At 64.5% G+C, this 13,413-nt stretch carries 7 protein-coding genes; all 7 read left to right on the top strand.

The annotated features are described in order from the left end of the window. Positions 1-8 precede the first annotated feature (8 nt). The 7 genes from kdpB (at position 9) to AB3X07_RS18840 (ending at position 12,850) form a co-directional block, all read left to right on the top strand. A complete protein-coding gene (kdpB, locus tag AB3X07_RS18870; protein ID WP_369940277.1) occupies positions 9-2,078 on the top strand; it encodes a potassium-transporting ATPase subunit KdpB in 2,070 nt (689 codons plus the stop codon). 40 nt (positions 2,079-2,118) lie between these two features. Beyond that, a complete protein-coding gene (gene kdpC / locus AB3X07_RS18865) occupies positions 2,119-2,742 on the top strand; it encodes a potassium-transporting ATPase subunit KdpC (protein ID WP_369940275.1) in 624 nt (207 codons plus the stop codon). 66 nt (positions 2,743-2,808) lie between these two features. Continuing rightward, a complete protein-coding gene (locus AB3X07_RS18860; RefSeq protein WP_369940274.1) occupies positions 2,809-5,487 on the top strand; it encodes an ATP-binding protein in 2,679 nt (892 codons plus the stop codon). After that, positions 5,477-6,205 (top strand): response regulator, encoded by a 729-nt coding sequence (locus AB3X07_RS18855; RefSeq protein WP_369940273.1) that lies wholly within the window; start codon positions 5,477-5,479, stop codon positions 6,203-6,205. Before AB3X07_RS18860 ends, AB3X07_RS18855 begins: the two co-directional genes overlap by 11 nt. Positions 6,206-6,843: 638 nt before the next feature. Beyond that, positions 6,844-11,625: an RHS repeat-associated core domain-containing protein gene (locus AB3X07_RS18850; protein WP_369940271.1), complete on the top strand. Its 4,782-nt coding sequence runs from the start codon at positions 6,844-6,846 to the stop codon at positions 11,623-11,625. Further along, positions 11,613-12,008, top strand: coding sequence for a hypothetical protein (locus AB3X07_RS18845; RefSeq protein WP_369940270.1), 396 nt, complete (start codon positions 11,613-11,615; stop codon positions 12,006-12,008). Before AB3X07_RS18850 ends, AB3X07_RS18845 begins: the two co-directional genes overlap by 13 nt. A gap of 45 nt (positions 12,009-12,053) precedes the next feature. After that, positions 12,054-12,850 (top strand): IS5 family transposase gene (locus AB3X07_RS18840; protein ID WP_369940269.1). Its coding sequence is split into 2 segments (ribosomal slippage): positions 12,054-12,384 and positions 12,384-12,850, totalling 798 coding nucleotides; the frame shifts between segments, so codons are not numbered across the junction. Positions 12,851-13,413: the final 563 nt, after the last annotated feature.

Below are 13,413 nucleotides of genomic sequence, written 5' to 3'. Positions count from 1 at the left end.
CGACGACGATGAGCACCCCGCATCCTTCTACTTCCGTGGCTTCTTCGCCGGCGCGCCGGCCTGGGCTGTTCGATGCCGCGGCCTTGCGCGCGGCCCTGCGCGACAGCGTGCTGAAGCTGTCGCCGCGGCACCTGCTCGGCAGCCCGGTGATGGCCGTGGTCTTCGCCGGCACGCTGCTGTCGGCGCTGATCACCGTGTCCGGCCAGGGCCCGGCCGGCTTCGGCTGGGCGGTGACCGCGATCCTGCTGATCACCGTGTTGTTCGGCAACTTCGCCGAAGCGGTGGCCGAGGCCCGCGGCCGCGGCCAGGCCGCCTCGTTGCGGCGCGCACGCAAGGACCTGGTGGCGCGCCGGGTCGCCAGCGTGCGGCTGGACGGCGAGACCAGCGTGCCGGCCGCCGAACTGCGCCCGGGCGACCTGGTGGTGGTCTCGGCCGGCGAACTGATCCCGGCCGACGGCGAGATCGTGCACGGCCTGGCCACGATCAACGAGGCCGCGGTCACCGGCGAATCCGCGCCGGTGCTGCGCGAGGCCGGCACCGACCGCTCCGGCGTCATCGGCGGCACCAAGGTGCTGTCCGACGAGATCCTGGTGAAGGTCACCGCCGAACCGGGCCACAGCTTCCTGGACCGGATGATCGCGCTGGTGGAAGGCGCCAACCGGCAGAAGACGCCCAACGAGATCGCGCTGACCATGCTGCTGGCGGCGATGACCCTGACCTTTCTGATCGTGGTCGCCTCGCTGCCGGCGATCGCCGGCTTCGTCGGCGTGCATGTGGATCCGCTGCTGCTGATCGCGCTGCTGGTGTGCCTGATCCCGACCACCATCGGCGGGCTGCTGCCGGCGATCGGCATCGCCGGCATGAACCGCGCGCTGTCGGCCAACGTGCTGGCCAAGTCGGGCAAGGCGGTGGAAGTGGCCGGCGACGTCGACGTGCTGCTGCTGGACAAGACCGGCACCATCACCCACGGCGACCGCCAGGCCACCGTGTTCCATGCGCTCAGCGGCGTGGACGTGGCGCAGCTGCGCGAAGCGGCGATGCTGTCGTCGCTGGCCGACCCGACGCCGGAAGGCAAGTCGATCGTGCGCCTGGCGCGCGAGCAGGGCCTGCCGCCGGCCGATCCGGAGGACGCCGAGTTCGTCGCCTTCACCGCGCAGACGCGCATGTCCGGTGTCGACCTGCCGGGGTTCGGCACGCAGCCGCCGCGCTCGATCCGCAAGGGCGCCGCCGATGCGCTGATCCGCCACGTCACCGCGCTGGGCGGGCAGGTGCCGGCGGAGCTGAAGGGGCGCGTGGAGCAGGTCGCGCGCAGCGGCGCCACGCCGCTGGTGGTGGCCGAGGGCCGGCACGTGCTGGGCGTGGTCGAGCTGTCGGACGTGGTCAAGCACGGCGTGCGCGAGAAGTTCGCGCGGCTGCGCGCGATGGGCGTCAAGACGGTGATGATCACCGGCGACAACCCGCTCACCGCCGCGGCCATCGCCGCCGAGGCCGGCGTGGACGACTACATCGCCGAAGCCACGCCCGAAGACAAGCTGGCGCGCATCCGCCAGGAACAGGCCGGCGGACGCCTGGTGGCGATGGTCGGCGACGGCACCAACGACGCCCCGGCGCTGGCCCAGGCCGACGTCGGCCTGGCGATGAACTCCGGCACCCAGGCGGCCAAGGAGGCCGGCAACATGGTCGATCTGGATTCGGATCCGGCCAAGCTGCTGGCGGTGGTGGAAGTGGGCAAGCAGCAGCTGATCACCCGCGGCGCGCTGACCACCTTCTCGCTGGCCAACGACGTGTCCAAGTACTTCGCGATCCTGCCGGCGCTGTTCGCCGCGGCGATCCCGCAGATGGCCGCGTTGAACGTGATGCGCCTGTCCAGCCCGACCAACGCGGTACTCGCGGCGCTGATCTTCAACGCGCTGGTGATTCCCGCGCTGATCCCGCTGGCGCTGCGCGGCGTGCGCTTCACCCCGGCGTCGGCGACCTCGCTGCTGCGCCGGAACATGCTGATCTACGGCGTCGGCGGCGTGCTGCTGCCGTTCGTCGGGATCAAGCTGATCGACCTGCTGCTGGTGGCGCTGGGCTGAGCCCGGCGCCGATCCTCCCGCTCCTTCCGGATTCGCTCCCATGACCGTGTCTTCCGTTTCCCCCCGCGAGCCGCTGCGCTGGCGCGCCGTGCTGGTGCTGCCGCTGCTGGTGCTCGGCTCCGCGGCGCTGTACTCGCTGCTGGCCACCGTGCTGGCCGGCGCGCTGTTCCCCGAGCAGGCCAACGGCAGCCTGCGCACCCACGCCGGCCGCGTGGTCGGCTCGGCGCTGGTGGCGCAGCCGTTCGCCGCCGCCGGCTACTTCCAGCCGCGTCCGTCCGCCGCCAAGTACGACCCGATGTCGGCGGCCGGCAGCAACCAGGCGCGCAGCAACCCCGACCTGCGCAAGCGCCTGGACGACACCCGCCAGGCGGTCGCCGCACGCGAGGGCATCGACCCGGCGCAGGTGCCGGACGATCTGATCACCCAGTCCGGCAGCGGCATGGACCCGGACATCAGCGTCGACGCGGCGCACATTCAAGTGGCGCGCGTCGCCGCCGCGCGCGGCCTGCCGCCACAGACCGTCGCCGCCCTGGTCACCGCACAGACCCAGCCGCGCCAGTTCGGCGTGCTTGGCGAGCCGCGGGTGAATGTGCTGGCGTTGAATTTGGCCTTGGACGCGGCCGGGAATGGGGAATCGGGAACCGGGAATGGGCAAAAGCAGTAGAGCGCATGGCCTGACGCTGTACGCTTCGCGAATCCCCAATTTCGAATCCCCAATCCCGGCCCTTCGATGCCCGATCCCCGCACCCAACAAGCCGACGCCCTGATCGGCGCGCTGCAACGCGAGCGCGGCGGGCGCCTGACCGTGTTCCTGGGCGCGGCGCCGGGGGTGGGCAAGACCTACGCGATGCTGTCGCGCGCGCGGCAACTGCAGCAGCAGGGCAGCGAGGTGGTCGTCGGCATCGTCGAGACCCACGGCCGCGCCGAGACCGCGGCCTTGCTCGATGGCTTGACCGTGCAGCCGCGGCGGCGCGTGGAGTACCGCGGCCGCACGCTCGACGAACTGGACCTGGATGCGCTGCTGGCGCGGCGCCCGCCGTTGGTGCTGGTCGACGAACTGGCGCACCGCAACGCGCCGGGCAGCCGCCACGAGCGGCGCTGGCAGGACGTGCAGGAGCTGCTCGATGCCGGCATCGACGTCTACAGCACGATCAACATCCAGCACCTGGAAAGCCTCAACGATGTGGTCCACCGCATCACCGGCGTGCGCGTCAGCGAGACCGTGCCCGATGCGCTGTTCGACCGCCTGCGCGACATCGTGCTGGTCGACCTGCCGCCGCGCGAGCTGATCGAACGCCTGCAGCAAGGCAAGGTGTACCTGCCCGAGCAGGCCGGGCAGGCGCTGCAGGCGTTCTTCTCGCCGTCGAACCTGGCCGCGCTGCGCGAACTGGCGATGCAGACCGCCGCCGACCGCGTCGACAACGATCTGCGCGACGTGCAGGCCGCACAGGGCCGTCCCAGTGTCGCGCTGCGGCGCACGGTGATGGTGGCGATCGACGGGCGCGGCCAGTCCGACTACCTGGTGCGGGTGGCGCGGCGCCTGGCCGAGCGCCGCGGCGCGCCGTGGACGGTGGTCACCGTGCAGACCCACGCGCAGCCGGATGCGGACTGGCAGTTGGAGATCGACCGCGCGTTCGCGCTGGCGCGCCGGCTCGGCGGCGAGGCCGCGCTGCTGCACGGCGCCAACGTCGCCGACACCCTGCTCGACCACGCCGCGCGCAGCGGCGTGTCCACCCTGGTGCTGGGCCGCACCCGCGAGCGTCCGCTGGCGCGCATGATCAACCGCACCCTGACCCAGCAACTGCTGCAACGCGGCGCGCACTACGAACTGGTGATCATCAGCTCGCCCGAAGCGCGCGCCCGCGCGCGGCGGCGCTGGCGCAGCCCCGGCCACTGGCTGTCGCGCGACGACCTGGCCTTCGCCACGGTGGCCTCGCTGCTGGCGGTGGCGGTGGGCTGGATCGCCGAGCGCTGGGTCGGCATCGACGACCTGTCGATGGTGTTCATCGTCGCGGTGGTGATGGTGGCGGCGAAGACGCGGATGGCCGCGGCGGTGCTGTCGGCGTTGCTGAGCTTCTTCGCCTACAACTTCTTCTTCATCGAGCCGCGCTACACGCTGCACATCGGCGCGCGCCAGGGCTTGGTCACGGTGCTGCTGTTCCTGGTCGCGGCGCTGGTCGCCGGGCGCCTGGCCTCGCGCCTGCGCATGCAGGTGCTGGCGCTGCGCGCGGCCAACGCGCAGACCACCGCGCTGCAGCGGCTGGGCCGCGAGCTGACCAGCGCTGCCGACCTCGGCCAGGTGCTGGAAGCCGGGCGCCGCGCGCTCGCCGGCACGCTCGACGCCGAAGCCTGGCTGCGCCTGCAGCCGCTGGAGCGCGCGCACGCCGGTGCCGACGACTATGCGCCGTCGATGGCCGCGGTGGACCGCAGCGCCGCCGACTGGGCGCAGCGCCACGGCCAGGCCACCGGCCGCTTCACCGACACCCTGGCCGGCGCCAGTTGGTGGTTCCTGCCGGTGCGCCACGAGCGCGGCGCGATCGGCGTGGTCGGGCTGCGCTTCGGCGCGGGCGTGCAGCGCCCGGGCCTGGAGCAGCAGCGCCTGGCCGAGGCGATGGTCGAGGACATCGGCCAGGCCGCGCTGCGCACGCGCCTGGTCGCCGACCTGGAAAGCGCGCGGGTCAGCGGCGAGACCGAGCGGCTACGCTCCGCCCTGCTGTCCTCGGTCTCGCACGACCTGCGCTCGCCGCTGGCGGCGATGATCGGCGCCGCCAGCAGCCTGTCCAGCTACGGCCAGGCGATGGACGCGGACGATCGCCGCAGCCTGCTGGAGACCATCCAGTTGGAAGGCGAGCGGCTGGACCGCTACATCCAGAACCTGCTGGACATGACCCGGCTCGGCCATACCGGGCTGACGTTGAATCGCGACTGGATAGGCGTGGACGAACTGATCGGCTCGGCCGCGCGGCGCCTGCAGCGTTACCAACCGGAAGTACGCCTGGATATCGCCCTGGCCGCGGAACTGCCGACGCTGTGGGTGCACCCGGCGCTGGTCGAGCAGGCGATCTTCAACGTGCTGGAGAACGCGGCGAAATTCTCGCCGGACGGCGAGGCGATCCGGGTCGTCGCGGCGATGGTCGACGGCCGCCTGCGCATCGACATCAGCGACCGCGGCCCGGGCATTCCCGAGGACGAGCGCGCGCGCATCTTCGACATGTTCTACAGCGTCGAGCGCGGCGACCGCGGCCGCCACGGCACCGGCCTGGGCCTGACCATCTGCCAGGGCATGATCGGCGCGCACGGCGGCAGCGTCGAGGCGCTGCCGGGTCCCGATGGCCGCGGCACCACGATCCGCATTACCCTGCCGCTCATCGAACCCGCCGCGCCGCCGCCCCGCCCCGATGCCGACTGAGCACCACGCCGATCCGATTCCGCCACCGCGCGTGCTGGTCATCGACGACGAGCCGCAGATCCGGCGTTTTCTCGACATCAGCCTGCGCGCGCAGGGCTACCGCGTGCTGCAGGCGGCGAGCGGCGGCGACGGCCTGGCGCAACTGGCCGCGCACGGCGCCGAGCTGGTGGTGCTGGACGTCGGCCTGCCCGACCAGGACGGGCACAGCGTGCTGCGCGAACTGCGGCAATGGTCGTCGGTGCCGGTGATCATGCTGACCGTGCGCGCCGGCGAGGCGGAGAAGGTGCAGGCGCTGGATGCCGGCGCCAACGACTACGTGACCAAGCCATTCGGCGTGCAGGAACTGATGGCGCGCATCCGCGTGCTGCTGCGCATGCAGCCGGCGGCCGGCGAGGCCGAGCCGGTATTCGACGACGGCCACCTGTACATCCACCTCGGCCTGCGCGAGGTACGCCTGGATGGCGAACCGCTGCCGCTGAGCCGCAAGGAATACGCCTTGCTGGCGCTGCTGCTGCGCCACAGCGGCCGCGTCCTCACTCAGCCGCAGCTGCTGCGCGAAGTGTGGGGCCCGACGCATCAGGAGGACACCCACTACCTGCGCATCCTGGTCGGCAAGCTGCGGCAGAAACTCGGCGACAGCGCGGTGGCGCCGCGCTATATCGCCACCGAGCCGGGTGTGGGGTTGCGCTTTATCGGCGTCGGCGAGCGCGGCGGCTGAGTTGCGCGGTCAGCTTTCGAAGCTTTCGAGGATCTTTTTCCGACAGCGAACCGCAACCGTCATGGCCGGCGATTGCATGCTCGAGCGATGTCTACTTCGCCCGATTGCCACTGGCAGGATCTTTGTCTAGCATCCCATCCAACGATGACAAGGATGGTCGTATGCGCAAGGTGCGTTTCCCGTTTGCGGTAAATGCTCTCAACTTGCAGGCGCAACCGCATGAGCTTGGCGGCAAACTGCTGGGGCGGCGGCCAGCGATACGTAACCAGATCGTCACGTACGCTCTGAAACACAGTGCTGCCCTCGACGAGCCTGGGCTTACGGCCTTAGGCGCTACGACACTGCCGATAGCGCTTACCCGGGAAACTGGTGGTGTACACAGGTCCGTTCTAGCGCATCCCTTCACGCGACAGCGTGAGCGCACGGCGTCCTAGTCGGCGTGCAATAGGGCGGGTACTCACATCGTTGCCGGGCCCGATCTGCAGAAACGCGCGTTCGTCGGAACTCGTGATGACTGTCGTGTTTTTCATGCTAACACCCTATGTGATCGTGGTGTTGCACTTGAAAGCTGAGTCTAAGGTGGCTCTGCGTTTTATTCGCTTCTAGCGTTATGTGCTTATCTGGAAAGGAGAGCAGGGATGTTCGAACGTTTCCTGAAGATCTTATCGTGCGGCATGCTGGTGATGCTTGCGCTCGGCCGCATTGCCTCTGTGGGCGCGCAGGAGGTGAAGAAGGAGTGGGCTATCGTCGCGTCCAGCTCTCAGAAGCTTGCCACCGAACGCCTGGCGCAGGAGAGTATTGAGTCGAACTTTTCCATATATCAGCAGTATGGTGCTTTCGAGTGGGCAGTGCGAAACACAATAGTACTGCCGGATAAGGTGATCTATGACTACACCTTCAAGCCCGCCAAGCTTGTCACGACGGATTGGGAATACGAATACGATGGTCAGTACTATGACTCTGAAGAGGTGCTCTTCTCCGCGATGAAGGCTGGGGCCACACAGGATCCACCTTGTCCGGCCACAGAGTTTCCGATCACTCAGCCGTGGACGGGAATACCCTGCGGAGGAACTGGTGATGATGGGAGCGATCTCGCTGAGGACATTCTTATCGGGGTTGTCAATTTTTACTTCGATCCGTCTACGTCCCAGTGCCATTCTAGAAATGATGGCAATCTATATGCGCAGCGCAGCCGTCAGGCGCAGTGCCCGAATCCGATTGCCATGGAGTGGCGGGATGATCTGGGCATGTGTGTTATGTCGTCATGGTTTGAATCCACTGGTAACCAGTACTTCAGTAGCGTATTGCCAAAGCAGTGCGACACTGCCGGAAATCCCTGCGACCCCACCACCGGGGACAAGCTGCAGCCCGAGCCCGACTTCGATCTGGGATGGATCAGATTCGACCGCACCTATCATTCTCTGACCAGTACGGCTGGTGGTGCCTTGGGAGTTGGCTGGACGCATTCGCATAACCTGCGTCTGAGCATTGGCGTGGACAGTACATCCTCTTCGCCGGGAACAGAGCTGAAGGTAGGGCTGATTGGGGCGGATGGCACCCAGACTGCCTTCGAGAAGATTGGTGGCTACTACGAAGCAAATGACGGTAGTGGCGACAGGTTGGTGCAGCAAGAGACTGGTTGGCAGCTGTCGCGTGCTCAGGAGCGGATTCTCTTCAACGCTTCGGGTCTGATACAGCGCCGCGAATTCGAGGATGGGACATCGTTGGCTTATGCGTACGATAGCCGCGGTCGTCTGCTCAGTATTGCCCATTCGACCGGTCGCCGACTGGACTTCCAATACCTTGCGTCTGGTGATGACTCCCTGATATCGGCAGTTCTGGTGGGCGGCCAGGCATTAGCGGCCTATGCCTATATGCAGACCGGAGAACTTGCTAGCGTCACCTACGCCGATGGTGGCGTCAGAACTTATCACTATGAGGACACGCGATTCCCGGGCTTCCTGACCGGAGTGACCGCCGAAGACAATCGCCGCTATAGCTGGTTCGGTTATGACGCAGCGGGGCGTGTGATCTGTAGTCGCCATTCGGGCGATTGCGCCCAAACCGATGTCGGCGTCGATGGCGTGCGCCTGGAATACACTCAAACTGGTACGACGATTGTTACCGATGCGTTGGGCAAGCAGAGTACCTATGCGCTGACCGATAGCGGTGCAAGCGGTCTTCCACGCAAGGTCAACGATATCGCCGAAAGCAATGGCAGTATCAGCCGGACCTATCTTCCTGAAGGCACCGACTTCCGTCGACGGCTGCAATCGGTGACGGATCGTCGCGGCATTGTGACGAACTACGCTTATGCCGAGGCCGACGATCCGATCGCAGGTGCTATCAGCATAACCAGCACCACCGAGGCAACCGGCACTGCTGGGCAGCATGTCACTGAGAGGCGTGTGGCGGTAGAGAGCAACCGCTTGGTAAAAAGGACCGTAGGTAATCGGGAAGCCAGCATCGCCCGTAATGCACGTCTCCAGCCCAGCAGCATTACGGTGCGGGACAACGCCACCGGCGACACGCGTGCCACCACGCTGACCTACTGCGAAGCTGTGGGGCAAGACTGCCCGCAGGTGGGCCTGCTGCGCAGCGTTGACGGACCGCGCTCGGATGTAGCGGACACTATTACGTACGCCTGGTACACGGCGGACGACGCCGGCTGTGCCACCGGCGGGATCTGTGCTTTCCGCAAAGGCGACCTGCACAGCATCGCCAACGCCTCGGGTCATGTCACCGAATATTTGGCCTATGACGGCGCCGGACGCGTGCTGTCGGTGAAGGACGTCAATGGCGTGATCACCGACTACAGCTACCATCCACGCGGCTGGCTGACGGCCAGCAAGATCCGCGGTGCCGACGACGGCGGTGAAAGTGACGACCGCATCACCCTGATCGACTACTGGCCGACTGGCCTGGTCAAGCAGGTCACGCAGCCGGACGGTGCGTTCATACGCTTCACCTACGACGCTGCGCAGCGACTGACCGATGTCGCCGACAACGCTGGCAATATGATCCATTACACCCTGGACAACGCTGGCAATCGTGCCAAGGAAGACACCAAGGACGCATCGGGCACGCTCAAGCGTACCCTCTCGCGCGTGTACAACCAGCTCGGCCAGCTGGCCACGCAGGCTACCGCCCAGGGCGATCCGACCGACTTCGGTTACGACGCCAACGGCAACACCAAAACCGTGACCGACGCGCTCGGTCACGTCACCCAGAACGACTATGACCCGCTCAACCGCCTGGCGCGCACGCTGCAGGACGTGGGCGGCATCGCGGCGGAGACCAAGTTCGGCTACGACGCGCTGGACAACCTGACCCAGGTCACCGACCCCAAGGGCCTGGACACCACCTATGCCTACAACGGACTGGGCGACCTGACCAAGCTCACCAGCCCGGATACGGGCGTCACCACCTACACCTACGACAGCGCCGGCAACCGCGCGACCCAGACCGATGCGCGCAACGTCCAGACCACCTACGGCTATGACGCGCTGAACCGGTTGACGCAGGTCACCTATCCGACCAGCAGCCTCGACGTCACCTACACCTACGACGTCAGCCAGGCTACTTGCGCCAGCGGCGAAACCTACGCGGTCGGCCGCCTGACCCGGATGCAGGACGGCAGCGGCAGCACCGACTACTGCTACGACCGCTTCGGCGACTTGGTGCGCAAGGTGCAGACCACCAACGGCAAGGTGTTCGTGCTGCGCTACGCGTATACCAAGGCAGGCCAGCTGAGCCGGCTCACCTATCCCGATGGCGCGGTGGTGGATTATGTTCGCAATGCGCAGGGCCAGGTCACGGAAGTGGGTGTGACCCCGGCCGGCGGCACCCGGCAGGTGCTGCTGGGCAATGCCACCTACTATCCGTTCGGCCCTGTGGCGAGCTGGACCTACGGCAACGGCCGACCGATGCAGCGGGTGCTCGACCAGGACTACCGCCCGCTGGCGGTCAATGACACGCGCAGCAACGGGCTGGCGGTGGGCTTCGCCTTCGACCCGGTAGGCAATCTCAGCGCGCTGACCGCGCCGGGCAACACCGCACCGGTGATCAAATTGGACTACGACCCTATGGGCCGGCTGACTGCATTCAAAGATGGCCCGACCGGTACGGTGATCGACGGCTACAGCTACGATGCCACCGGCAACCGGCTCAGCGCCAAGGTCAATACCGTCACGCAGACCTACACCTATCCGACCACCAACCACCGGCTGGACGCGGTGGCGGGGACTGCGCGCACCTACGACGCAAGCGGCAACACCACCTCCATCGGTGGCGCCGCGCTGCAGTTGGTGTACGGCGCGAGCGGCCGGCTCGGGCAGGTCAAGCGCGCCGGAACGGTCGTGATGAACTACGCCTACAACGGCCGCGGTGAGCAGGTGCGGCGGGTGGGCAAGACCAATACCTACACGCTGTACGACGAAAGTGGCCATTGGGTCGGCGACTACGACAACAACGGCACCCCGCTGCAGCAAGCGATCTGGCTGGATGACCTGCCGGTGGGCGTGCTGGCCAACAACAGCCTGCGTTACGTGCAGCCGGACCATCTGGGCACGCCACGTGCGGTGATCGATCCGGTCCGCGACGTGGCGATCTGGAAATGGGATCTGAAGGGTGAGGCCTTCGGCAACACACCACCGAACCAGGATCCGGATGGTGACGGCACGGCGTTCGTGTTCGATATGCGCTTCCCGGGGCAGCGGTACGATGCGGCGACTGGATTCAACCAAAACTACTTCCGCGACTACGATTCCGGCACTGGGCGATATGTGCAGAGCGATCCTGTTGGGTTGGGTGGTGGGATTTCGACTTATGGCTACATTAACTCAAGGCCTCTGGTTTCTATCGATCCCATCGGGCTGTCTTGCAAATCAGCAGGCGGAACTACGCGCTGTGATTATCCTGGCGGTCCTTCGTTTAGTTTGCCAACGCCGCTTGGATGGAAGGATTTTGATGGGAGCGAGTTGATGTACCATCATTATGATGTCAGACGTAAACTTGGGTACGCAAATGCCAATGGTGTAATGCAGGATCTTATAAATCATCCGACTCCATCACCCAATGCTAGGCCTGCGACATCATCTGGAACTAAAAGGAACGATGCTGGGGTTCCTTATTTGCCCATCTCTAACTTCGTGACTACTTATTTAACAATTGATTTGAAAACAGGCCAGCCTTTGGTGGTTGATATTACTGCTCCAGGCAGTTTTTTTGATCCTGGCTATGTGGCCCGTACCGTTACCAATGGTATTGCGCATACTTATGGAGAAGGCACAAGCGCTGTTCAGCACCATAAGAGTGTGCAGGGCGGAATAGTCAACTGGATAGTAAATGAGATTGTATGGGGAGATCAGATGCAACGGTTTATCGATGAGAATTCCCCAAGCTCTGGGTGTCCGAAGTGATGAATATAGGTAGGGCGTTTTTTTCACTTCTGGTTGCAGCAATCGCCCCTGGATTGATTGCTGTTGCTTTGACCCCAATTCAGTCGTTAAGCTTATTGCAGGCGGCTATTATATTGAGTGCTTGGTACTTTTTCTCTTTACCATTGGTTCTAATTTTAGGAATCTCGACTCTTTATTTTTCTCTGAAGATAAAATATGGCGCGATTCTCTTGCCTCCATTAGTCGGGTGTTTATCCGGAATGGCCATCGCCAAGATAATGTATGCGAGAGGAACGCCTTGGCATGACATGTGGATGCTTGTGCTTGATGGACTGCTTGTGGCCATAGTAGCGGTGTTTATATATTTTAAACCTTGGGCTGGGTTAAGATCTAAGAGTCGCTAACAAAACGTAGTTGAACGCAGATTCGCATGTGGCAAAATTAGCGACATGGCCCGTCGCAAAGAGATCCCCGCCGCGCTGTGGAAGCGCATCGAACCGCTGATCCCGCCAGTCAAGCCCTCGCCCAAAGGAGGGCGGCCTCGCGTCAGCGATCAGCAAGCCCTCAACGGCATCGTCTATGTCCTGCGGACCGGCATTCCATGGGAAGAACTGCCCCTGGAATTGGGCTACGGCAGCGGCATGACCTGTTGGCGCCGGTTGCGCGACTGGCAGGCCGCCGGCGTCTGGCATCGCCTGCATCAGGTTCTGCTGGCCGAATTGCGGCGAGCCGACAAGCTGGACCTGAGCCGAGCCAGCCTGGACGCGGCCAGTGTGGCCTCCCCCCGGGGGGCGCGTACACCGGACCGAACCCGACCGATCGCGGCAAACTCGGCAGCAAGCGGCATCTGATCGTCGATCGCAATGGCGTTCCCTTGGCGTTCTGCGTGACCGGAGCCAACCGGCACGACTCGGTGGTCTTCGAGGAACTGGTCGATGCCTTGCCGCCGATCGCCGGCAAGCCAGGGCGCCCACGACGTTGGCCAGGCAAACTGCACGCTGACAAGGCCTACGACATCGATCGTTGCCGCCATCACCTCAAGAAGCGGGGCATCACGCCACGCATCGCTCGCAAGGGGATCGAGCGCAACGACCGGCTGGGGCGCCATCGCTGGGTCGTGGAACGCACTCACGCGTGGTTCGCAGGCATGGGCAAGCTACGCATCCGATTCGAACGTCGCATCGATATCCATCTGGCGTGGCTCTCGATTGCCTGTTCGATCATCTGCCTACGGATCCTTCCTTAGTTTTGTTAGCGACTCTAAGTCTATGGCACGAAGATTCCGCATTCTAGCTAAAAGCGCTCGGCCTTCTTTAGTTGCATATGTTGCGCTTGCTCTGCTTGGGTGTTCGGATGCACCCGGTTCCTCGGAAGATACAGGATGCAATTCCACTCACTTCGATGTGCTAAGGGCCGTAGCAGATGACCCGGAGATCAAAAGCTACGCAAAATTACACTTTTCCCCTCCCAGAAAGCTGTTTTTCTGTGGGATGGAATGCCGAAAAAGGTAGAGGCTTGCGGTGTGGTGAATGGCGATATTAAGATAATTCGTTCGTCATCCTTGGGGCGCAGCCGGCAAGCCAGATTTGTTACTGTCGAGAAAATTTACTTCGATCACGATGCGGCGTTCGTCGAGTTTGGATTTCCGCCAACGGGGAAAAATGCCGATGCCTTTCTTAGAAGACGTGATGGTAAATGGGTGGTTATAGAAAGATCACTCTGGGAGTCGTGACTTTATTCCGATGTCCACAGAAAAGGCTGCTGAAAAGTTGGCGTCCAAGTCGCCCGTAGGATGCGCAAAGAGATTCA

It is taken from the genome of Xanthomonas sp. DAR 35659, assembly GCF_041242975.1.
GTDB lineage: Bacteria > Pseudomonadota > Gammaproteobacteria > Xanthomonadales > Xanthomonadaceae > Xanthomonas_A > Xanthomonas_A medicagonis.
Note: the sequence above shows the minus strand (reverse complement) of the source record. Positions and strands in the feature narration are given on the sequence as shown.

Bases quoted from the DNA above. Each gene is read 5' to 3' on its own strand.
- kdpB (WP_369940277.1), top strand. From the start codon at position 9: ATGAGCACCCCGCATCCTTCTACTTCCGTGGCTTCTTCGCCGGCGCGC.
- kdpC (WP_369940275.1), top strand. From the start codon at position 2,119: ATGACCGTGTCTTCCGTTTCCCCCCGCGAGCCGCTGCGCTGGCGCGCC.
- AB3X07_RS18860 (WP_369940274.1), top strand. From the start codon at position 2,809: ATGCCCGATCCCCGCACCCAACAAGCCGACGCCCTGATCGGCGCGCTG.
- AB3X07_RS18855 (WP_369940273.1), top strand. From the start codon at position 5,477: ATGCCGACTGAGCACCACGCCGATCCGATTCCGCCACCGCGCGTGCTG.
- AB3X07_RS18850 (WP_369940271.1), top strand. From the start codon at position 6,844: ATGTTCGAACGTTTCCTGAAGATCTTATCGTGCGGCATGCTGGTGATG.